The following is a 22,490-nucleotide window of genomic DNA, read 5'->3' on the forward strand; positions in this document are numbered from 1 at the left end:
TTCTAGCGGGGCTGCGTCGCCGCGCCGGGATCGGCGGGGCCCTGTGCGGCAGTCGCAAGATTTGAAAATGATAACGAAACTTGCGCGCCCACCGTCGCCTGGGCCTCGTCCCCGTCCTTGTGGACGTTGGAAAGCCGGATGCGGGCGCCATGTTCATCGGCGATCTTCTTGACCACCGCGAGGCCCAGCCCAGTGCCCTTGGTCTTGGTCGTCACATAGGGTTCGAAGGCGCGCTTGAGCACCTTGTCGGCGAAGCCCGGGCCGTTGTCGATCAGCTGCAGCCGCAGCGCGCGGATGCCACCTTGGTCGTTGAAGGACTTCTGCGTGCGCAGCAGAACATGGCCGTCGGGTCGCTCGCTGACCGCGTCCAGCGCGTTCTGCACCAGGTTGTGTATCACCTGGCGCAGCTGGGTTGCATCACCCATGATCTGCGGCGGGTCCGGGTCCAGATCGGTTTGCAGCAGCCCCGACTCCTGGGCCGGGCCATAGAGCATCAGCACCTCGCCCACCAGCGCATTCAGGTCCAGCGGCTTGAGCTGGGCGGCCGGCAGCCGGGCGTAGTCACGGAATTCGTTGACCAGCTGCTTCATCGCCTGCACCTGGTTGACGATGGTGCCGACCGAGCGCACCAGCATGGCCTGGTCCGTGCCTTCGAGCTTGGCCTCGAGCTTGTGCTGCAGCCGTTCGGCAGAGAGCTGGATAGGCGTCAGCGGGTTCTTGATCTCGTGCGCCAGGCGCCGCGCCACCTCGCTCCATGCGGCCGAGCGCTGGGCCGAGACCACCTCGCTGATGTCGTCGAACACCATCAGCCGCGCCTCGTGCGGCAGCGTCGCGCCGCGCACCAGCAGCGTCAGGATCTCGCCGCTCTCCAGCTGCAGCTCGAAGGAGTCCTGCCACTGGCCGCGCTCGCCGTCTTCCGGATTGGCCCGCAGTGCATCGAAGCGCTGGGCGACCGACTGGGCGAAGCCCTGCAGCGCCGGCAGGTCGCTCATGCGGCGGCCACGGTAGGCGAACAGGGGCTGGCGCAGGATGCGCGTGGCACCCGGGTTGACCGTGTCCAGCTTGCCGTCGGCGTCGAACACGATGACGCCGGCGGTCAGGTTGTCGAGGATGGTCTGCAGATTGGTGCGGGCGCTTTCCAGCTGGGCCACGCCGCGCTCCACCATGGCCCGGGCCTCGGCCAGCTGCTCGGTCATGTCGGCAAAGGCGCGGGTCAGGCCGCCGAGTTCGTCGCGGGTGTTCAGCACGGCCTTGGCCGAGAGGTCGCCCTGGGCCACCTGATGCACGCCATCGGCCAGCAGCAGCAGCGGCCGGGCCAGCTGGTTGCCGAGCGTGACCGCCAGCAGCAGGGCCGCGAACAGCGCCAGGATCAGCACCAGCGTCAGCGTGCCGAGGTAGACCCGGCGCAGGCCGCCGCTCTCCAGCGCGCGCTGCTCGTATTCGCCACGGGCGGTCTGCACCGCCAGTGCATTGGCCACGGTGGCCGTGGGCAGGCGCTGCACCGCCATCAGGTAGCGCTCGGAACTGCTGCTCACGCCCAGGCTGCGTTCGCTGCCATGCAGGAAGGCCAGGGCACGCACATAGACCTTGCCCTGCAGCACCGCGTTGTCGTCGTCCAGGCCCTCGGGCTTGCTGACGGCGACCTCCTCGCTCTTGGCCCGGCGCAGCAGGGCCGCATCGGGCCGCTCGGGCAGCAGGGTGCCGGCATCGCCGCCCACGGCCGCCAGGATCTGACCATTGGCGCCCACCAGGGCCAGGGTGCGCACCCGCATCTGTTCGCGGATGCGCTCCAGCGCCAGCACCTGCTGCGAGAAATTGGTGTCGGCAAGGCGTTCGGCCGCATCGCGTACCTTGTCGCCCAGCTCCGTGCCCATGCCTTCCAGCGTGGTGGCACCCAGCTCCAGGCCCGACTGCAGCGCGCTGGCCAGGCGCACGTCGAACCAGCTGTCGATGCTGCGGTTCACGTACTGGTAGGACACGGTGTAGATCATCAGCCCCGGCACCACGCCCACCAGGGCGAAGATGCCGGCCAGCTTGAGCAGCAGGCGGCTGCCGAACTTGCCGCTGCGCACCCGCAGGAACAGCCGCACCGCCGCCACGCCGATCACGGTGACCAGCACCACGGCCACGGCCACGTTGACCCAGAACAGCCAGGCGTAGTGGCGCTCGAAGAAGCCGCGCGGCGTGGTCGCGCCAATCGACAGCATGAAGGCCAGCACACCGCAGATGCCGGTGATGGTCACCAGCGAGATGACCCAGGCCCATCGAGCGGCACGGGTCATGGCGTGCTCTGGCGCAGCGTGAAGTCGGCGTTGAAGCCCAGGGTCCGCTCGACGCCCAGGTTCCAGCCCTGGGGCAGGCCCAAGCCGATCTGCATGGGCTTGGGCAGCTGGCTGGTGTCGAGCTTGAAGCTGAACTCCAGGTAGTAGCGGCCGTCGTCTTCAAGCTCGCGCAGCTCGGCCACGCGCCAGCCGGCCACCCCGCGCACCGTGGCCAGGGCCTCGGTCAGCGTGGAGAAGCTCTGGTTCAGGCCGCCGGTGCTGAGCCGGTACTGCCGGGTCAGCGCCTGCCAGGTCAGCCGCCAGCTGCGGGTGACGCGGGCCACTCGGGCGTCGCGCCAGTACCAGCGGTTGCGGAACACGGTGGCTTCGGCGCTGAAATAGATGGGCACGCCCTTCATCAGCGCCTCTTCGACCGAGCGGGGCAGCTCGAAGCGGGCGCTGTAGCTCAGTTCCAGGGCCTCCTCGGCCTTTTCGGTCTTCAGACTGGCCAGCTCGATGCCATCGGCCAGGGCCGGCGCCGCCAGGCCCATCAGGGTGGCGGCGACAGCGGAGCAGGCAGCGGTGACAAACGTACGCCGGCGCAAGATCGGTCTGGCTCTCTAGGGTTGCTTGGTCAGCAAGGCGTAGAAGAAACCATCGATCGTCGAGGGCCCGCCCGGCTGGTCTTCATTGTCAGCGAGGGGCAGCAGGTGACCTGTGAAGCCGTCCACCGGAACCGCCCGGGCGTCGGGGTGGCGTTGCAAAAATGCATCGACCTGGTCCTGGCCTTCGGCCCTAAAGACCGAACAGGTGGCGTAAACCAGCCTTCCTCCCGGCTTGAGCAAGGGCCAGAGCGCGTCCAGCAATTCCGACTGGATCGCCGCCAGCTGGGCGATGTCGCCGGCGCGGCGCAGCCAGCGCACATCGGGATGGCGGCGCACGATGCCCGAGGCGCTGCAGGGCGCATCGAGCAGGATGGCGTCGAAGGGCCGGCCATCCCACCAGGCTTCGGTCTGGCGGCCGTCCGCCGCCTTCAGCTCGGCCTGCTGGGAGAGGCGGGCCAGGTTGTCCTTCACGCGCGCCAGCCGATCCGCATCGGCATCCAGGGCCAGCAACTCGGCCGCGGGGCTGAGCTCCAGCAGATGCGAGGTCTTGCCGCCGGGGGCCGAGCAGGCGTCCAGCAAGCGCGGCTTGGCCGGCAGGGGCGGCAAGCCGGCGCGATCCGCCAGCAGCAGCGGCGCGGCCAGTTGGGCCGCCACGTCCTGCACCGAAACGTCGCCCTGCGCAAAGCCGGGCAGCTGCGAGACCGGCGCCGGCCGATCCAGCACCACGGCCTGCGTGGCGCGCGGGCCCAGGGCCCGGCCCGCCAGCCCAGCCTCGGCCAGGCGCTTCAGATAGTCCTCGGCCGAGCCCCGGCCAGCATGGACCCGCAGGCTCATGGGCGGCTGGCGATTGTTGGCGGCCAGGATGGCCTGCCACTGCTCCGGCCAGTCGGCCTGCAGGCGCTTGAGCCACCAGGCCGGGTGGTTGAAGGCGGCCGCCGGGTCGCGCCCGGCCTGGGCCACCAGGGCCTCGCGCTCGCGCAGGAAGCGCCTAAGCACCGCATTGAGAAAGCCGGCCGATTGGCCCGAGCGCTTGCGCATGGCCGAGACCGCCTGGTCCACCACCGTGTGGTCGGCATAGGCCGGTTCGGCCACCGGCCACAGCAGGGCCAGGGCGCTCAGCAGCAGGGCATCGACCTTGGCCGGCGGCGCCTTGGGCGCCAGCAGCTTGCGCACCGCCTCGGCCCCGCCCAGGTGGCGCAGCACATGGAAGCTCAGCGCCTGCGTGCCGGGCCGCAGCTCGGCCGGGCAGCGGGCCAGCAGCTCGTTCAGCGACTGGCCGGCGCGTACGCCCTGGACGGCATCGGCCACCTGGTTCAGGAGGCGCTGCAACGGCGGGGCAAGGGAGGGGGAGGAGGCGGGGGCGGACACGGCCGCAGTGTAGGGGTCATTCCCTAGTCTCCTGGGCGGGATGCGGCGCAAGCAGCCACAATCGCCGCTGCATCATGACTGACAAGACCTCCCCCATGACCGGCGCTACCGCAGACGACACGCCCTCCGGCCTGAGCGCCTCCGAGCGCATCCGCTACCGCCTGGTCGGTGCCGGCTGCCGCCACCATGCCAACGACAACATCGCCGGCTTCATCCGCGAGGGCGAGCTGGACGAGCTGCAGGCCGAGGTGGCAGCCAAGCTGCAGGACGTGCTGCGCAGCCTGGTGATTGACACCGAGAGCGACCACAACACCCAGGAGACCGCCAGGCGCGTGGCCAAGATGTTCGTGCGCGAGGTCTTCGCCGGCCGCTATGCCGAGGCGCCGCCGGTCACCGAGTTCCCCAATGTCAGCCGGCTCAACGAGCTGATGATCGTGGGCCCTATCAAGGTGCGCAGCGCCTGCTCGCACCACCTCTGCCCCATCCTCGGCAAGGTCTGGATAGGCCTGCTGCCCAACGAGCATTCCAACCTGATCGGCCTGTCCAAGTACGCCCGGCTGACCGACTGGATCATGAGCCGGCCGCAGATCCAGGAAGAGGCCGTGACCATGCTGGCCAACGAGCTGCAGGAGCGGGTCCAGCCCGACGGCCTGGCCATCGTGATGGAGGCCGACCATTTCTGCATGCATTGGCGCGGCGTCAAGGACAGCGAGTCCAAGATGACCAACAGCGTGATGCGCGGGGCCTTCCTGAAGGACCCCAATCTGCGCCGCGAATTCCTTTCGCTGCTGTCCGGCAAGCAATAGACCGTCGTCGTCATCGGAGCGCCACCGCCATGCTCGTCCGCCTTCTCTACGCCAGCCGCGCCGCCACGCCCATGGGCGAGGCCGAACTGGCCTCCATCCTCAAGCAGTCGCGCGAACACAACCCGGCCGAGGGCCTGACCGGCCTGCTCTGCTACAGCGACGGCATCTTCATCCAGGTGCTGGAGGGCGGCCGCGAGGCGGTCAACGCCCGCTACAAGCACATCGTGGCCGACGCCCGCCACAAGGACGTGATCCTCTTGAGCTACGAGGAAATCGCCGAGCGCCATTTCGCCGGCTGGACCATGGGCTCGGTCAACCTGCAGAGGCTGAACCCGGCCCTGGTGCTCAAGTACTGCGCGACCACGAAGCTGGATCCCTACGCGACCAGCGGCAAGGCGCTGATGGCGCTCTTCCACGAGCTCGTCAGCACCGGCGCCATCGTCTGCAGCTGAGTCATAGCGAGCGGGCTTCGGTGAATCCGTAGAAGCCTGTCAGCAGGCGCGTCGGGAATTCGCGCACCGCCTCGTTGTACTGCTTGACCGCCTGGTTGAAGACCTGGCGGTTGAAGTCGCGCTGGCGCTCGACCATCTTGAGCTCGTCCTGCAGGCCGTAGAGCTCGGCATGCTCGCGCAGTTCGGCATGGTGCTCCAGCAGCGACTTCAGCCGCGTCAGCGCAGCGGCATGGACGGCGGCCGCCACCGCCAGGCTGGCCACCGGGTCGGCCGCATAGGGCTTGGCCCGCACCTGGGCGGCCAGCAGCTGCGCCTCGGACTGGGCCGCGGCCAGGGTGTCGAAGGTCGACTGCTCGGTCGGCAGCAGCGGCCGCATCAGCTCGCAGAGCTGGTCGCAGATCGCGGCGCGCCGGGTCAGATGCTCGTCCAGCGCCGCGAAGGCCTTGGCGATGGCCCCGCGCAGCCGCATCAGCCGGTTGTAGGCCCCGATGGCCCAGAACACCAGCAGGGCCAGCAGCAACCAGACGACGTAGCCGAACATCAGTTGCCGCCCCGCGCCGCCAGGAACTCGGCATGGCCGCGCGCCCGTAACTCGCAGGCGGGGCATTGGCCGCAGCCGTAGCCCCAGGCATGGCGGGTCTTGCGCTCACCCAGGTAGCAGGTGTGGGTGTGCTCGACGATCAGCTCGTTCAAGGCCGCGCCGCCCAGCTGTTCCGACAAGGCCCAGGTCTCGGCCTTGGTGATGAACATCAGCGGCGTCTCCAGCGTCATGGGCTGATCCAGGCCCAGGCTCAGTGCCACCTGCAAGGCCTTGAGCGTGTTGTCGCGGCAGTCCGGATAGCCCGAGTAGTCGGTCTCGCACATGCCGCCCACCAGCACCGAGGCGCCGCGCCGGTAGGCCAGCGTGGCGGCGAAGGTGAGGAACAGCAGGTTGCGGCCCGGCACGAAGGTATTGGGCAGGCCGTTGGCCTGCATCTCGATCTCGCGCTCGGCGGTCAGCGCGGTCTCCGAGATCTGGCCCAGCAGCGACAGGTCCAGCACATGGTCCTCGCCCAGCTTGGGCGCCCATTGCGGAAAGCGGCTGCGCAGCTCGTGCAGCACCTCGCGCCGGCACAGCAGCTCGACAGCATGGCGCTGGCCATAGTCGAAGCCCAGGGTCTCGACCTCGGCATAGCGCTCCAGCGCCCAGGCCAGGCAGGTGCTGGAGTCCTGGCCGCCGGAGAACAGCACTAGGGCCTTGCGGCCGCGGTTGGCTTGCGGGGGCGTGTGGTTGGGAAGGGTGCTCATGCAGAAGGACTACGGATGCGGGATCAAGGGCAGGCTCATCGCTGCCAGGACCGAATGTTAGGGGCCGCTGCGCCCGGGCAGCGGAATTCCGATGAGAACGAAACAACAGTCGCATCGGCGGCCAGCGGAGCGGCTTGCATCGCCAGTCGCACATCCAAAGGGAAAACACCGATCCTGGCCGCCCCACCGGTTGGGCGGGTCACCCAGACAATCTCAGCGCCCACCGCGCCGCACCTGCGGGGGCGGCGCCCCTGGCCAGACCGGGCGGCTGCGCAACAAGACCATCCAGGGCGGCAGGGAGTAGCTTCATGCTGAGACAAGCGACCAGCGCGCAGCGCTGGCTATGGGTCGGCCTTTTGTCCGTTGCATTGCTTTCAGCGTGCGGCGGCGGCGCCGGGGGCGATCAGCCCGGCCCGGCTCAAGCACCGAAGAAGCTGCTTTCCATCCAGCTGAACGCCCCCGCCCAGGTTCGCCCCGGAGAGAGCCTGCAGCTCTCGGGCAGCCTGGCAACGGACAGCGCCCTCCCCGACAAGATGGAGTGGCTGCTGCTGGAGCGGCCCTCGGGCAGCCAGGCGGCCCTGGGCCAGACCCAAAGCAGCAGCCAGCTGCTCCGCACCGATCTCGCCGGTCGCTACGTCGTGCAGTGGACCGTCACCAGCGCCGACGGCCAAAGCGTGCAGCGGCAAGCCGTGGTGGAAGCGGTGAACGGGCCGCTGATACAGACCTCGGCCTCGGCCGACCGCCTGCAACTGGGCCAGTCGACCCTGCTGCAGGCTGTGCCGACCACGGCCACTGGCGAAGGACTGACCTCCTACCGCTGGACCCTGCTGCAGGGACCGAGCGGCAGCCGGGCCCAGCTCAGCGGCAGCTGGGGACAGGAAGTCAGCCTGAACGCCGATGTGGCCGGCCAATACCAGGTCCAGGTCGAGGCGCATCAAGGTGGCACGGTCAGCCGCAGCATCAGGACACTCTCGGCCACGGCAGCGCCCAGTGTGACGATCTACCCCACCTACGTTTGCGGCCAGGTCATGGGTTGCAACAAGGTCGTGGGCCAGCCGGTGACTCTGACGACCCGTGCCTTGGGTTCGCTCGAGGGCGCCAAGCTGGACTACCGGTGGACGCTGGTGTCCTCACCGCCGGACAGCCGCCTCAGCCGGCACATAGGCAACGGTCCGACGGTGGTCCTGACCCCGGACGTCGTTGGCTACTACCTGATCGAGCTGACGCCGACCAGCTCCGACCTGCAGGTCAGCGGCGCGATGGTGGGTCTCCAGGTCGTCGCCAACAAGGCGGTCGGCAGTATCCAGGCGCCCGGCACGGTCAACGTGGGCCAGTTGGTGACCCTGGACGCGAGTGGCAATCGAGGCATTGATGGCCAGCCCATCATCGGTACGCGCCATATCTGGACCCTGGTCCAGGCGCCCAAGGGCAGCAGTGCCGTGATCGATGCGGGCCCATGGGGAGACCCGGTCGCCAAGCTGACGCCGGATCGCCCGGGCGACTATGTGATCTCGCTGAGCTTCGATGACGCGCCGGACTTCGCCACCGTCACGGTTCGCGCCATCTCGGCCGATCAGGCGATGCTGTACCCGCCCAAGCTGGTGGCCACGCTCAGCCCCTTGGTGCCTGGCGAAGAGATTCAGCTGCGGGCCGAATCCACCTCCTACGTCGGCCACGAGATCGTGCACGAGTGGAAGTTCGGCGACGGCACCAGCACGACCGGCGACTCGGTGACGCATCGCTATGCCTACCCCGGGGTCTACCAGGCCCAGGTCGTGGCCAGGGATACCGTCACGCAGCGCATTGCCCGCCAGACCTTTTCTGTCACCGTGGTCGCCAGCCGCCTGAGCAACATCCCACCGGCGCCTTGCAAGGAAGAGCCCTGCCCGGCCCTGGCGGCCGACAGCTACGCCGGCAAGGGCCTGGGCCGCTGGCTGCTGGTCAACGAGCAGCCGCATCCACAGGTGGCCAACATCGACATCGCCGGTGTGCCGGCGGGACGCGAGGTCCTGGTCAGCCTGAGCAATGCCAGTGCTCTGAGCGGTGGCAGGGCCGAGTTGGGCCAATCCGAGGGCGTGGCGCCGCGGCCCATGCCCGCGGCCCAGGCCCAGGCCCAGACCTACCAGGCCGACCGGACCTTGTCGCTGAACTCGTCCCTGCTCAAGCGCGATGAAGCCCATGCCGCCCACCGGGCCCTGGATCGCGCCGTGGCGCTGGCCTTGCCGGGGTCCGCCAGCAAGGCGCAGGCCAGAACCGGCCGGCGCACCATCCAGAGTGCGGTTGCGCGGCAGGCACTGCCAGTTCCCGCGATCGGCAGCAGCCGCGACTGGCAGAACCTCGGCGCCACCGGCGTCTACAAGAGCCGCCTGGCGGCCAGCTGCGGCCTGACCGGCGGGCGACAAATCCTGTTCTGGCTCGATGAGCAGGTCCACAGCAACGAGTTGATGGACACCGGCCAGATCGAGCGGGACCTGCTGCCCATGGTCTGTGGCGAGCAAGGGGGATTCCAGAAACTGCAGCAACTGCTGGGCGCGGAAGTCTTCGGCCTGCATGAGCGCGTGGACATCATCAGCGACGCGGCCCTGCAGCCGGTGCAGATCCTGCTGGCCGATCCGGGTCCCAATAGCTATTGGGGCGCCTATGTCTACAGCGGCGACCTGGCCCGCAAGGACTTCTGGCCCACCAGCAACGAGGCGGTGCTGATGGTGGTCAACGCCCGCTTCCTGAAGTCCGACCTGAACTTCATCAAGTCTTCGCTGATTCATGAGTTCATGCACCAGATCAACAACTACCAGCGCTGGATCCTCAACGGCTGGGAGCGGCACGAGTCCTGGCTGGAGGAGACCACGGCCATGATGGCCGAGGACCTGGTGTCCTCGGCCCTGATCACCAAGGCCGACGGCAGCCGCTATGCCGCCCTGGCCATGCGCATGGCCAACTACCAGTCCTATGTCGTGCCAGGAACCTACCTCGGTGGTGGCGGTGCGGACTACAGCATCGGTGGCAGCCTCGCCGGCTATCTGGACCGGCGTCTGGGCGCCGGCCTGCTGAGAGGCCTGACCTTCAACTGCCCCGACGAGGGCCAGACCCAGGGCAGCCTGCGCTGCCTGGACGATCAGGTGTTCCTGCTCTCCGGCACCAGCCTGTCAGACCACTATGGCGCCATGAATGCCAGCCTGATCGGACCGTTCAACCCGGCCGACGGCGCCGGCCTGGGCATGCCGGCCTATGTCGGCAGCGAAGTGGATCTGCCGGCCATCGATCTCAAGACGCTGGGGATCAGCCTGCGCGAGCAATTGCTGCCGCCCTGGCAGCTGAATGCCGGCAGCCATGTCTACCAATGGGAGAGCACGACCGAGGCCGCCGGCGGCCGCTACCGCCGCAAGGGCATCATGGTGCCCCCGGGGCATGTGCTGCAGATCGTGATCAGGTGATGCGCCGCGGGCCGGGCGCAGGTTTCAAGCCCTGACCTCGCCCTGCCCCAGCACTACCCACTTCATCGAAGTCAGGCCTTCCAGGCCGACCGGGCCGCGGGCGTGGAACTTGTCGGTGGAGATGCCGATCTCGGCACCCAGGCCGTATTCGAAGCCATCGGCGAAACGGGTGCTGGCGTTGACCATCACGCTGGCCGAATCGACCTCGCGCAGAAAGCGCATCGCGTTGGGGTGATTGGTGGTCAGGATCGCATCCGTGTGGTGCGAGCCATGGCGGTTGATGTGGGCAATGGCCTCGTCCAGCGAGTCCACCAGCTTGATGCTGATGATGGGCGCCAGGTATTCCGTGTCCCAGTCGGCCTCGGTGGCCGGCGCCAGCCGGGCGCCTTGCAAGGGACCGAGCAGGGCCAGCGTGCGCGGGCAGCCGCGCATCTCCACGCCCTTGGCCGCAAACACCGCGCCGATTCGCGGCAGGAAGGCCGCCGCCTGGGCCGCATGCACCAGCAGAGACTCGGTCGCATTGCAGGGGCTGTATTTCTGGGTCTTGGCGTTGTCCACCACCTGGACCGCCAGGTCCAGGTCGACCTCGGCGTCCACATAGCTGTGGCAATTGCCGTCCAGGTGCTTGATCACCGGCACCCTGGCCTCGGCGCTGATGCGCTCGATCAGGCCCTTGCCGCCGCGCGGAATGATCACATCGACGAACTGGGGCATGGCGATCAAGCGGCCGACGGCGGCGCGGTCCGTGGTCGCCACCAATTGCACGGCCTCGCGCGGCAAGCCGGCTTCATGCAAGGCATCGCCGACCAACTGGGCCAACGCCCGGTTCGAATGGATGGCCTCGGAGCCGCCGCGCAGGATGCAGGCATTGCCGCTCTTGATTGCCAGCGAGGCCGCCTCGATGGTCACGTTGGGCCGGCTCTCGTAGATCATGCCGAACACGCCCAGGGGCACGCGCATCTGGCCGACCGAGATGCCCGAGGGCCGACGCTTGACGCCGGTGATCTCGCCGACCGGATCCGGCATGGCGGCGATCTGCTCGCAGCCCTCGGCCACCGTGGCCAGGGTCTTGGCATCGAGCCTGAGACGGTCGCGCAGCGGTGCGTCCAGGCCCGCGGCGGCTTGCAGGTCCCTGGCATTGGCCTCGGCCAGCTGCGCTCCGGACTCGCGCAGGCGGCGGGCCAGGGCCAGCAGGGCCTGGTTCTTGCCAGCCGTCGAGGCGGCGGCCATCTGCGTGGCGGCAGCCCGGGCGGCGGCCCCCAGGCGATCCATGTAGGCAGCGATGTCGTCAGCAGGCGTACGGCTCATGCCGGCGATTGTCACCGAGGGTCCTCCGGCAGGGCTTCGGCAGGGCCGAACCGGGGCTTCTCCTGCTTCAGCCCAGCGCCGCCAGCAGGGCCAGCCAGAGCGGCGCCGTCAGCACGTACAGCACGGTGGAGAGCACGATGGCGGCCGTGGTCTCGCCCTCCTGCGTGCGGTAGCGCTGCGCGAAGATCAGCGCGTTCGAGCCCACCGGCAGAGCACCCAGCATCACCACCACGGCCAGCGGCTGGCCGCTCAGGCCGAAGCCCCAGCGCGCCAGGCCCAGCACCAGGGCCGGCAGCAACAGCAGCTTGAGCATCACCAGGCCGACCATGCCGCGCCAACCCGCCGGCCAACCGTAATAGGCCAGCGACATGCCAATCAGCGTCAGGCACAGCGGCACCACCGCCGTGCCCAGCATGGAAAGCACTTCGTCCAGCACCGCCGGCAGCTTCAGGCCCAGGGCATTGAAGACCAGGCCGGCCACCACCGGCAGCACGACCGGATGGATGACCGTGTTCTTCAGCGTGGTCACCAGGGTGGCGCCCAGGCCGGCCGGTGCATCGCGCGAGCGCTCGCGCGCCAGGTCCAGTTCGACCAGCAGGGTCAGCACGGTCAAGAGCGTCAGCGCATGCAGGCTGACCACGGTGATGTGGATGGCCAGGCCGGCCTCGCCGAACATGCCGGCCGCCACCGGAACGCCGATCTGCAAGGTGTTGCCGAACACCGTGGTGATGGCCTGGGTAGAAGGCGTGGCCGCCGTGCCCCGGCCGCGCCAGCGCTGGACCGTGTAGACCGCCAGCATCAGGCCCAGCACCGGGATGAAGAAGGCCAGCAGCGTGCCCCAGGGCAGGTGGGCCAGGTCGACCCGCGCCGTGGTGCGGAACAGCAGGGCCGGAACAAAGATGTAGAAGGCCGCGTTGGACAGCACCCGGGCCGGATCGCCGCCGCTGCCGCCGGCGTCGGCCTCGCCCAGCCAGCGCATGCGGCCCACGAACCAGCCTATGGCCACGGCCACGAAGATGGCCAGCAGCTTGTAGAACACCAGCCAGGACATCGAGACTGCCTCAGGCGGCGACCGGCACTTCCAGCTCGAAGGAGAAGCAGCTGCCCCGGCCGGGCTCGCTCTGCACAGCGATCTGGCCGCCCATCAGGCGCACCAGCTGCTGGCTGATCGACAGACCCAGACCGGTGCCGCCCAGACGGCGGCTGAGGTCGGAGACCTGTTCGAAGGGCTTGAACAGCCGCTCCAGCTCGGCCGGCGGAATGCCAATGCCGGTGTCGCTGACCTCGAAGCGCAGCCGCACCCGGCCCTCGCCCTGCCACAGCGGCTCGCAGGCCAGGCGCACCTCGCCGGCATCGCTGAACTTGACACCGTTGGACAGCAGGTTCAGCAGCACCTGGCGCAGGCGCTGGCCATCGGCGCGCACCCGGCTGGGCAGCTCGGCATGCAGGTCCAGCTTCAGGCCCAGCTGCTTCTCGTCGGCCCGCACGCGCACCGCGTCGCAGGCCACTTCCATCAGCGCGCGCAGATCCAGGGCCTCGCTTTGCAGGCGCACGCGGCCGGCCTCGATGCTGGCCATGTCCAGCACGTCGCTGATCAGGCTCAGGAGATGCTCGCCCGAATCGCGGATCAGGTTGATCTTGCCGACCTGGCCGGCATTGAGGCTGGCATCCATCTGCAACAGCTGCGAGAAGCCGAGGATGGCGTTCAGCGGCGTGCGGAACTCATGGCTCATCGTGGCCAGGAAGCGGCTCTTGCTCTGGCTGGCCGCTTCGGCGCGCAGCTTGGCCTGGCTCAGCTCGGCGGTGCGCTCGGCCACCAGTTCTTCCAGGTGGTCGCGGTGGCGGGTCAGCTCCTGTTCGGCGGCACGGCGTTCGCTGATGTCGCTGAGCATGCCCTCGATGCGCGGGCCGGCGGCGTCGGGCACGATGTTGGCACTGAGCTCGACCCAGCGTTGCTGACCATCATGCGTGGTGATCAGCAGCGGGACCTGGGTCAGCACCCGGTGGCGCTGCAGGGCGGCCCCGAGGCGGCGGTACTCGGGCGGCTCGATGCGGGCCAGGCGGCGCAGGCTGTGACCATGGACCAGCACCTGCTCGGGCCGGGCATAGCCCAGCATCTGCGCCAGGGCGCGATTGAGCCGCAGAAGGCGGCCGCGAGCATCGCACTGGAAGATGCCCATGGTGGCGTTCTCGAACAGGCTGCGGTAGCGCTCTTCGCTGGCGCGCAGCACCTCGGCCGAGCGCTGCAGCTGCAGGCTCATGGCGTTGAACTGTTCGGTCAGCACGCCTATCTCGTCGCGCCGCTCGACCGGTGTGGTGACGCCCAGCTCGCCGTCGGCCACGCGCTGGGCCACCGCACCCAGGCGCGAGACCGGCAGCTTGACCAGGCGGCGTATCAGCCAGGCGCTGGTGGCCGTGACCGCCAGCAGCACGGCCGCCAGCAGCGTGCCGACGAAGCGCCGCGACTGCGCCACGGCCTCGCCCACGTACTGGCGCGTGTAGACCAGCTTGCCGCTGCCGACCTTGGCGGCTGGAGCCTGGGGCGCGGCCTGGTGGACGATGTCGAACTCCACCGTCAGCGGCCGCACCGCCTCCTGGCTGCGCGTGCGCTTGGTCGGCTCGGCATCGACACCGACCGCATTCAGCTCGATGGCATGGACCTCGGGCTCGGCCATCACGGCGTCGAGCAGATTGGCGATGGCGCCAGTGTCCAGGTTCCAGATCGGCCCGGCGAAGCCGCGGGCCGCCAGTTCGGCCATGCGGGCCTGGCGGCGCTGCAGCGCCTGCGTGAGTTCGCGCTCCTCGCGTTCGGTCCAGTACCAGCCCAGGGCCGTCACCAGCACCGCGGCGGCCACGGCGATGGCGGCGGTCAGTCTCGTCTGCAGGCTACTGCTCTTGGATGCCAGGCTCAAACGCTACTCCCTGAACTCTTTGGCGGGCATTGTGCGGGCCCGCCGCCCTACTTGCTTGCCTTCTTGGCGGCGGCCTTCTTGGCCGGCGCCGCCTTGGCCGCCGTCTTGGCGGCACGAGGCTCGAACTCGAAGCCCACCTTGCCGGCCTTCTTGTCCCAGACCAGGAAGGCCTTGAACTTGCGGCGCGTCTTGTTGGACACGAAGTTCTCCAGCAGGTCGGTCTTGCCCTCGCTCAGCAGCTTGTGCACCTGGGCGGTCTCGATCGGCTGCTGAAGAATGATCTTGCCGCTCTTGAAGTCGCAGCTGACCTTGGCCCCGACCGAGTGCTCGCAGACATAGTTGCTGCCGTGCTCATAGACCTGGCCCTGGCACTTGGGGCAGGCGCCCAGCGAGCTCTGGCCGCTGAAGTCCACCGGCTCGCCGTCACCCTCGGCCTTCTTGGCGTCCTCGCCGAAATCGAACTCCAGCTTCCAGTTGGCGATCTCCTCGTCGTAGACCAGGGCCAGCTCGGCCGTGAAAGGCCAGCCGGCCTTGGAGCGGAAGCCCTCCAGCGGGCCGATCTTTTTGTCGCGAAGGAACTGCTCCACCTCGTGCAGCTCGAAGCTGCGGCCGCCGGGGATCTTGCCGATGGAGAAGCCGCAGCCCTCGGCGTCGCCGGATTTGCCGGTGCAGGTGAAGCGGCGGTAGTTCTCCTTCACCACACCACCGCACTTGGGGCAGGCCGTCTTCAAGGTGGCGTAGTCGCCGGGGATGGTGTCGCGGTCGTATTCCTTGGCCTTGCGCACCACCTTCTCGGTCATGGCCGCGATCTCGGCCATGAAGGCGTCGCGCTTGAGGCGGCCCTTCTCCATCTCGGCCAGCTGGTATTCCCAGTTGCCGGTCAGCTCGGGCTTGGTCAGCTCGTCCACGCCCAGGCCGCGCAAGAGCGTCATCAGCTGGAAGGCCTTGGCCGTGGGGATCAGCTCGCGGCCTTCGCGCAGCATGTATTTCTCGGTCAGCAGGCCTTCGATGATGGCGGCCCGCGTGGCCGGCGTTCCCAGGCCCTTCTCGGCCATGGCCTCGCGCAGCTCGTCGTCCTCGACCAGCTTGCCCGCGCCTTCCATCGCCGACAGCAGCGTGGCTTCGCTGTAGCGGGCCGGCGGCTTGGTCTGCAGGCCCTTGACGTCCACGCTCTCGGTCCGCACCACCTCGCCGGCCTTGACCGGCACCAGGCTGGCACCGCTGCCGCCCTCTACGCTGTTCTCGTCCTCGGCTTCCTTGCCGTAGATCGCCTGCCAGCCCGGCTTGACCAGCACCTTGCCGTTGGTCTGGAACTTGAATTCCTTGCCACTGGCCTTGACGGTGGAGATGCGGGTCGTGACCTGGAACTCGGCCGGCGGGAAGAACACGGCCAGGAAGCGCTTGACCACCAGGTCGTAGAGCTTGGCCTCGATCTCGGTCAGGCCCTTGGGCGACTGCAGGGTCGGGATGATGGCGAAGTGGTCCGAGACCTTGGCGTTGTCGAACACCTTCTTGGTCGGCTTGATGTAGCCGGACTTCAGCGCCAGCTTGGCATGGACCGCCAGCGGGCCGCCCTCGTCGGCCAGCATCTGGGCCGTCTGCTGGGCCACGGCCAGGTAGTCCTCGGGCAGGTAGCGCGAGTCGGTACGCGGGTAGGTCAGGGCCTTGTGCTTCTCGTACAGCGCCTGGGCCAGCGACAGCGTGGTCTTGGCCGAGAAACCGAAGCGCGAGTTGGCCTCGCGCTGCAGCGTGGTCAGGTCGTAGAGGCCGGGGCTGGCCTGCGTGCTGGGCTTGCTTTCCTCGGTGACCGTGGCCGGCTGGGCCTTGACCGCGGCAGCGATGGCGTCGGCCTCGGCGCGGGTCCAGAGGCGGTCAGCCTTGCGCTCGGCATCGTTCTCGTCCTTTTTCCAGGACGGGTCGAACCACTTGCCCTCGTACTGGCCGGCTTCGGCGTCAAAGGTGCCGCGCACCTCCCAGTAGTCGCGGTACACATGCTTGCGGATCTTCTCTTCGCGCTCCACCACGATGGACAGCGTCGGCGTCTGCACCCGGCCCACGGTGGTCAGGAAGAAGCCGCCGTCGCGCGAGTTGAAGGCGGTCATGGCCCGCGTGCCGTTGATGCCCACCAGCCAGTCGGCCTCGGAGCGGCAACGCGCGGCATCGGCCAGCGGCAGCATCTGCGCATCGCTGCGCAGCTTGTCGAAGCCCTCGCGGATCGCGGCCGGCGTCATGCTCTGCAGCCACAGGCGCTGCACCGGCTTGTCCAGCTTGCCCTTGGCGGGCTGCGCATATTGAAGAATCAGGCGGAAGATCAGCTCACCCTCGCGGCCCGCGTCACAGGCATTGATAAGGTTCGTGACGTCCTTGCGCTTGATCAGCTTGACCAGGGCATTGAGCCGGCCCTTGCTCTTGTCTATCGGGTTCAGGTCGAAATGCGGCGGGATCACCGGCAGGTGGGCAAAGCTCCACTTGCCGCGCTTGACGTCGAATTCCTCCGGCGCCTTGATCTCGACCAGGTGACCCACGGCCGAGCTGACCACATAGCTGTCGTTCTCGAAGTACTCGTCGTGTTTCTCGAACTTGCCCGAGCTCGCGGTCAGCGCGCGCACCAGGTCCTGGGCCACGCTGGGCTTCTCGGCAATGATCAGGGACTTGCTCATCTGTCTTTCATTTCTTCTACAACAGGCGCCGGGGTCGGCACCAGGGCCTGCCTACAATCCGGCCTCGCGTACGCGCGCCCACGCGCACGCACACCCATGAATTCAATGTAACCACAAGACTCGATGACGCAAGCCGCCGCCAAGAATTCCAGCCGACGCATCCAGGTCCGGCAATCGGGAGTCCACGGCCGCGGCGTCTACGCAGCGCTCGACATCGAGGCCGGCGACCGCATCATCGAGTACACCGGCGAACTGATCGACTGGCCCGAGGCCTTGCGCCGCCATCCGCACGATCCCAAGCAGCCGGACCATACCTTCTACTTCCACATCGAGGGCGGCAACGTCATCGACGCCCTGCACGGTGGCAACAGCTCGCGCTGGATCAACCACAGCTGCGACCCCAACTGCGAAGCCGAGGAGACGCCGGAGGGCCGGGTCTTCATCAAGGCGCTGCGCGACATCCTGCCGGGCGAGGAGCTGTTCTACGACTATGGCCTCGTGATCGATGAGCGCTATACGCCCAAGCTGAAGAAGCAGTTCGCCTGCCATTGCGGCAGCCCGGTTTGCCGTGGCACGATGCTGGCGCCCAAGCGCTGAGCGCCCTCTGCAAGGCCCAAGCCATGAACAATCCTTCGAACGGACACCTGAACTGGGGCGCCGAGGCGCTCTGGCAGGAACTGGAACCGCTGCTGCCCGGCCTGTCCATCGAAGTGCTGGCCCGTTGCGGCTCGACCAACACCGAACTGCTGGAGCGGCTGCGCCACAGCCAGGAAGAACAGGGCAACCGCGGCCAGGCGCGCCGCAGCCACGACCTGCAGCCCTGCCTGCTGGTGGCCGAGCACCAGACTCAGGGCCGCGGCCGCATGGGCCGCAACTGGGTGGCCAGCCCCGGCGCCTCGCTGACCTTTTCCGTGGCCATTCCCATGGCGCTGGAGGCTTCGGCCGGCCTCTCGCTGGCCGTGGGCACGGTGCTCGCCGATGCGCTGGAATCGCCGCGCGAAGGCGCGCTGCACCTGGGTCTCAAGTGGCCCAACGACCTCTGGCTGGACGGCCGCAAGCTGGGCGGCATCCTGATCGAGACCGTGCCGGCCGGCGCCAGCCGCATGGTCATCGTCGGCGTGGGCCTCAACGTGCTGGCCGAAGGCAAGCCGGCCGAGGGCCATGGCTTCGCCACCGGCTATGCCAGCCTGGACGAGCTCTACCCTGGCGTTGACGCGCCGCGCGCCCTGGCACTCGTGGCCCGGCCGCTGATTGCGCTGCTGGCCGGCTACGCGACCCAGGGCCTGGTGCCCTGGCTGGCTGCCTACCAGCGCCGCGACCTGCTGCGCGGCCAGCTGATCACCGCCGGAACCCTTGAAGGCCTGGGTGCCGGCGTCAATGCCCAGGGCGAGCTGCTGCTGCAGACCGGCAGCGGCGCGCCCACCGTGGTCAGCGGCGGCGAGGTCACGGTCCGCTTTGCGCCTTCCGAGTCTTCCAAGGACCCCAACTGATGCTGCGTGCCCTCCTCGCCCTGCTGCTGGTCGTCAATGCACTGTTCTTTTCCTGGACCCAGGGCTGGCTGGATGGCATCACCGGCGTTCGGGCCATCGGTCAGCGCGAGCCCGAGCGGCTGCAACGGGCCCAGAACGCCGAGCGCCTGAACCTGCTGAACCCGCAGGCCGCCGCCGCGCTGCAGCTGACCGCCTGCGTGGAGATAGGCCCGGTGCAAGGCGACGAGGCGCTGCAGCGGGTGCAGGCTTCGCTGGAGCGCGCCGGCATCGCCGCGGCCAGCTACGAGCTGAGCAAGGCCGAGGCCGCGGGCCAATGGGGCGTGGCGACCATCAAGCTGGGCACCAAGGATTTCCGCGAGCGCAAGGAAGAAACCTACAAGCGCCTGAAGGTCGCGTACGAGCCGCTACCCGGATTTCCGGACGAGCAGCCCAGCCTGCTGCTGAGCCGCCATCCCACCCAGAAGGCCGCCGAGGCCGCGCTGGAGTCGTTCTCGCAGCGGGCCCTCAAGGGTCTGCGTGTCCTGCAATTGCAGGCGGCCCCACCCAGCAGCACGCTGCGCTTCGAGGCCGCCGACGGCGCCCTGCAGGCCCAGCTGCGCACGCTGGCCGCCCGCGAGTTCGGCGGTCCCGGCCTGATCGCTTGCACGCCCACGGCGGCGGCTGCCGCGGCGAGCAACCCGGCGAGTGCTGCCAGCGCCGCCAGCCGCTGAGTTCCCGCGCCGACGCTCAGGCGGCTGCTTGCCGCCGACCGAGCAACAGCCCCGCCGCCACCAGGCCCAGCAGCCACAGCGGACTCGTCGTGCCACCGCCTCCACCGCCACCACCGCCACCCGAGGTGACCGGCGGGTTGCTGGTCACCGGCGCGGCCGCCACCACGAAGCTGGCATCACTGGCCGGATAGACATTGCCCTGGTCGTCCGTCACCGTGACCCGGACCACGAAAGTGCCGGCCGCCGAGGGCGTCAGCGTCACCGTCTGCAGATTGCTGGCCGAGCTGAAACCCGTGACGATGCCGCCGCCATCGACCAGTGCCCAGGCATAGCCGGCCACGGCACGGCCGGTCGGCAGGCCGCTGGCGGTGGCCGTCAGGCCGAGGCTCTGGCCGGCCGTGGGCGTGCTGCTTGTCTGGATGCCCACGCTGATGGACGTGGTCACGGCCCGCACCGCCGCGGCCGCGTCCAGCATGCCGGCGCCGCAGAAGCTGGTGTTGCAGTAGCACTCGAGCTGGTCGCTGCTGGTCGGCGCCACGCATTGGCCGGTGCCGGCCGTCGCACCGGTGCTGACGAAGGGCCGCGCACTGGCACGCAGGGCCGCAATCGCCTCGCTTGGGGTGAGGCTCGGCCGCGCGGACATCATCAGGGCCAGGGTGCCCGAGACCAGCGGTGCCGAGAAGCTGGTGCCCACCGAAGCCGCGCCGTCGGTGTAGGCGTTCTCCGCGGTCCGTGGCGTGGTCGCGCCGGTGTTGGTGGTGCTCAACATCGGATAGAGGCAGGGCTCGCCGGCGCCGGTGTTGACGCAGTTGCCGCCCGGCGCGCTGATCGTCACCTCGGGACCCAGGCTGGAGAAGCCGACCTTGCTGCCCGCATGGCGCAGCGCGGCCACCGCGACCGCGCCAGGGCAGTTGCCGGGAATGTTGACCGGCTGCCCCGCGGTGTTGCCGGCGGCGACCACGACGACGGCATTGCGGGCCGTCACGTCGCTGATCACCTCGCGGTAGAGCCGGCCGGTGCTGTCGGCGGCCGAGCAACTGCCGGCGCCGCCCAGGCTGAGGTTGAGCACCCGTGCCGGATTCGGATTGACCGGCACGCCGGGCAGGCTGATGCCCACCGCCCATTTCATGCCGGCAATGATGTCGGAGTCGTAGCCGCCGCACTTGCCGAGCACCCGCACCGGCAGGATGGGGCTGGACCAGCTGACCCCGGCGATGCCCAGGCCGTTGTTGCTGGCAGCGGCGATCAGGCCCGAGACCCGCGTGCCATGCCAGGAGCTGTTGCCAACGTCGTCGCTGCTGCAGGCGCCGAGCCGCCCGCTGTTGATGTCCGCCTGGGTCACCCAGTCGCCGGGGTCGCTGGCATCGCTGTCGTGCAGGTCGCCGTCGTTGGCCGTGGCCAGGGCAACCGTCGAGGAGCTGCTGTAGCCCACCATGTCGTAGCCGGGGAGCAGCTTGCCGGCCAGGTCGGGATGGTCGTAGCGCACGCCGGTATCCAGCACGGCCACGACGACCGAGGCCTTGCCCGTCGTCAGGTCCCAGGCGGCAGGGGCATTGATGCTGGAGACCACCTCGCCGGCCGGCGCCTTCAGGTACCACTGGCCGACCGCCGGCAGGCCGCCATTGCCGACGGCATAGAGCGGGTCATTGGGCGTGGTCGCCGTGTGGCGGCGCCGGTGGTCCACGGCCACCAGTTCCACTTCGCTGTCCTGGGCCAGGCGGCGGGCCAGCGTGGCCGAGTCCACGCCGTCGGCCAGGATCACATGGGTGCGTTCGTCCAGGCTGCGCAGCGCGGCCAGCTGCCGGCCTATGCGCATGCCGAGGCCGGTGGCACGGGTCTGGGCAATATGGCGCGCCTCGCCGGCTGCCGTGCCGGCCGCCATGATCTTGGCGCGCACGCTGGGCGCCTGGGCCTTGAAGCGCACGATCACGCGCGCATTGCTGCTTTCTTCTTGAGCGGCCTGGCTCGTCGTTGCCAGCAGGGCCAGGCTCAGACCCGCCAGCCGGCAGATCCTGGAGAAACGGAACATCGACAGCCTCGCAAGTGCTTCTGCTGGCGCCAGTGTAGGAGCCGGCCGTCGCGGCAACTGTGAAGAAGCGTCAAGGCTTTCCCTGCCCGCCGACAAAGAAAAAGGGCCCCGCTCGCGCGAGGCCCTTCAGCTGTCGGCAGTGGCCGTGGATCAGGCGGCGACAACGCGCACCATCTCCAGCACCTTGTTCGAATAGCCCCATTCGTTGTCGTACCAGGAGACCAGCTTGACGAAGGTGGAGTCCAGGGCGATGCCGGCTTCGGCGTCGAAGATCGAGGTGCGCGAATCGCCACGGAAGTCGGTGGCGACGACCTTGTCGGTCGTGTAGCCGAGCACGCCCTTGAGCGCGCCTTCGCTTTGTGCCTTCATCTCGGCGCAGATTTCGGCGTAGGTGGCCGGGCTGTTCAGCTCGACGGTCAGGTCAACGACCGACACATCGCTGGTCGGCACGCGGAAGCTCATGCCGGTCAGCTTCTTGTTCAGCTCGGGGATCACCACGCCGACGGCCTTGGCCGCGCCGGTGCTCGAGGGGATGATGTTCTCGAGGATGCCGCGGCCGCCGCGCCAGTCCTTGTTGCTCGGGCCGTCGACGGTCTTCTGCGTCGCGGTGGCCGCGTGCACCGTGGTCATCAGGCCGCGCTTGATGCCCCACTTGTCGTTCAGCACCTTGGCCAGCGGGGCCAGGCAGTTGGTCGTGCACGAGGCGTTCGAGATGATGGCCTGGCCGGCGTAGGTCTTGTGGTTGACGCCGTAGACGAACATCGGCGTGTCGTCCTTGGACGGGGCCGAGAAAACGACCTTCTTGGCGCCGGCGGCCAGGTGCTTCTCGCCGCTGGCCTTGTCCAGGAACAGGCCGGTGGCCTCGACGACGATGTCGGCGCCGACTTCATTCCACTTCAGCTCGGCCGGGTCCTTGACGGCGGTCAGGCGGATGCGCTGGCCGTTGACGATCAGGGTATTGCCGTCGACCGAGACTTCGCCGTCGAACTTGCCGTGCACGCTGTCGTACTTGAGCATGTAGGCCAGGTAGTCGGGCTCCAGCAGGTCGTTGATGGCTACGACTTCCACGTCCTTGAAGTTGGCGATGGCGGCACGGAACACCATGCGGCCGATGCGGCCGAAGCCGTTGATACCGATCTTGATCGTCATTGAAAGCTCCTCAGAAGAT

Annotated in this window: 17 protein-coding genes; 6 read left to right on the forward strand and 11 right to left on the reverse strand. The window is 68.6% G+C overall.

From position 1 onward, the window contains the following. Positions 1 to 2: 2 nt before the first annotated feature. The 3 genes from QT382_RS12475 to rsmB are packed head-to-tail and all read right to left on the reverse strand — an operon-like array spanning position 3 to position 4,195. Entirely contained in the window at positions 3 to 2,282 is a 2,280-nt protein-coding gene (locus QT382_RS12475) for a sensor histidine kinase (protein WP_289254347.1), read from the reverse strand. Beyond that, entirely contained in the window at positions 2,279 to 2,866 is a 588-nt protein-coding gene (locus QT382_RS12480) for a DUF4390 domain-containing protein (protein ID WP_289254348.1), read from the reverse strand. Before QT382_RS12480 ends, QT382_RS12475 begins: the two co-directional genes overlap by 4 nt. Positions 2,867 to 2,881: 15 nt before the next feature. Further along, positions 2,882 to 4,195: a 16S rRNA (cytosine(967)-C(5))-methyltransferase RsmB gene (gene rsmB, locus QT382_RS12485; protein ID WP_353957270.1), complete on the reverse strand. Its 1,314-nt coding sequence runs from the start codon at positions 4,193 to 4,195 to the stop codon at positions 2,882 to 2,884. Between the two features lie 134 nt (positions 4,196 to 4,329). Here rsmB and folE point away from each other — a divergent pair, with 134 nt between their 5' ends. Together folE and QT382_RS12495 are read left to right on the forward strand one after the other, a co-directional pair. Continuing rightward, entirely contained in the window at positions 4,330 to 5,040 is a 711-nt protein-coding gene (folE, locus tag QT382_RS12490; RefSeq protein WP_289254350.1) for a GTP cyclohydrolase I, read from the forward strand. A gap of 29 nt (positions 5,041 to 5,069) precedes the next feature. Further along, entirely contained in the window at positions 5,070 to 5,492 is a 423-nt protein-coding gene (locus QT382_RS12495; protein ID WP_289254351.1) for a BLUF domain-containing protein, read from the forward strand. A gap of 1 nt (position 5,493) precedes the next feature. Here QT382_RS12495 and QT382_RS12500 read toward each other — a convergent pair whose 3' ends face one another. Further along, complete coding sequence (locus QT382_RS12500) at positions 5,494 to 6,033, reverse strand: LemA family protein (protein WP_289254352.1); 540 nt, start codon at positions 6,031 to 6,033, stop codon at positions 5,494 to 5,496. Further along, the gene (gene queC, locus QT382_RS12505) at positions 6,033 to 6,779 is read right to left on the reverse strand and encodes a 7-cyano-7-deazaguanine synthase QueC (protein WP_289254353.1); all 747 of its coding nucleotides are present in this window, start codon (positions 6,777 to 6,779) and stop codon (positions 6,033 to 6,035) included. Before queC ends, QT382_RS12500 begins: the two co-directional genes overlap by 1 nt. Positions 6,780 to 7,087: 308 nt before the next feature. On the opposite strand from queC, the gene QT382_RS12510 reads away from it, so the two are divergent. Beyond that, positions 7,088 to 10,213, forward strand: coding sequence for a M30 family zinc metallopeptidase (locus QT382_RS12510; RefSeq protein ID WP_289254354.1), 3,126 nt, complete (start codon positions 7,088 to 7,090; stop codon positions 10,211 to 10,213). Between the two features lie 24 nt (positions 10,214 to 10,237). Here the strand turns inward: QT382_RS12510 and QT382_RS12515 are convergent, their stop codons facing one another. The 4 genes from QT382_RS12515 to QT382_RS12530 all read right to left on the reverse strand — a co-directional run bounded on the left by QT382_RS12515 (position 10,238) and on the right by QT382_RS12530 (position 17,093). Continuing rightward, positions 10,238 to 11,521, reverse strand: a complete 1,284-nt coding sequence (locus tag QT382_RS12515) for a glutamate-5-semialdehyde dehydrogenase (protein ID WP_289254355.1) — start codon at positions 11,519 to 11,521, stop codon at positions 10,238 to 10,240. Positions 11,522 to 11,588: 67 nt separating this feature from the next. Then, entirely contained in the window at positions 11,589 to 12,572 is a 984-nt protein-coding gene (locus tag QT382_RS12520) for an AEC family transporter (RefSeq protein WP_289254356.1), read from the reverse strand. 10 nt (positions 12,573 to 12,582) lie between these two features. Next, complete coding sequence (locus QT382_RS12525) at positions 12,583 to 14,433, reverse strand: ATP-binding protein (RefSeq protein WP_289254357.1); 1,851 nt, start codon at positions 14,431 to 14,433, stop codon at positions 12,583 to 12,585. A gap of 47 nt (positions 14,434 to 14,480) precedes the next feature. After that, positions 14,481 to 17,093 (reverse strand): DNA topoisomerase III, encoded by a 2,613-nt coding sequence (locus QT382_RS12530; protein WP_289254358.1) that lies wholly within the window; start codon positions 17,091 to 17,093, stop codon positions 14,481 to 14,483. 123 nt (positions 17,094 to 17,216) lie between these two features. Between QT382_RS12530 and QT382_RS12535 the strand changes: the two genes are divergently transcribed. Genes QT382_RS12535 through QT382_RS12545 form a run of 3 tightly spaced genes read left to right on the forward strand, consistent with a single transcriptional unit; the run spans position 17,217 to position 19,293 of the window. Further along, positions 17,217 to 17,690 (forward strand): SET domain-containing protein, encoded by a 474-nt coding sequence (locus tag QT382_RS12535; protein ID WP_289254359.1) that lies wholly within the window; start codon positions 17,217 to 17,219, stop codon positions 17,688 to 17,690. 23 nt (positions 17,691 to 17,713) lie between these two features. Beyond that, complete coding sequence (locus QT382_RS12540) at positions 17,714 to 18,583, forward strand: biotin--[acetyl-CoA-carboxylase] ligase (protein WP_289254360.1); 870 nt, start codon at positions 17,714 to 17,716, stop codon at positions 18,581 to 18,583. Beyond that, positions 18,583 to 19,293, forward strand: a complete 711-nt coding sequence (locus tag QT382_RS12545) for a hypothetical protein (RefSeq protein ID WP_289254361.1) — start codon at positions 18,583 to 18,585, stop codon at positions 19,291 to 19,293. Before QT382_RS12540 ends, QT382_RS12545 begins: the two co-directional genes overlap by 1 nt. 16 nt (positions 19,294 to 19,309) lie before the next feature. On the opposite strand, the gene QT382_RS12550 is transcribed toward QT382_RS12545, so the two are convergent. After that, a complete protein-coding gene (locus tag QT382_RS12550) occupies positions 19,310 to 21,322 on the reverse strand; it encodes a S8 family serine peptidase (protein ID WP_289254362.1) in 2,013 nt (670 codons plus the stop codon). 150 nt (positions 21,323 to 21,472) lie between these two features. Next, positions 21,473 to 22,471: a type I glyceraldehyde-3-phosphate dehydrogenase gene (gap, locus tag QT382_RS12555; RefSeq protein WP_289254363.1), complete on the reverse strand. Its 999-nt coding sequence runs from the start codon at positions 22,469 to 22,471 to the stop codon at positions 21,473 to 21,475. Between the last annotated feature and the right edge of the window lie 19 nt (positions 22,472 to 22,490).

The sequence above is a fragment of the Pelomonas sp. SE-A7 genome, assembly GCF_030345705.1.
Taxonomy (GTDB): Bacteria; Pseudomonadota; Gammaproteobacteria; order Burkholderiales; family Burkholderiaceae_C; genus JAUASW01.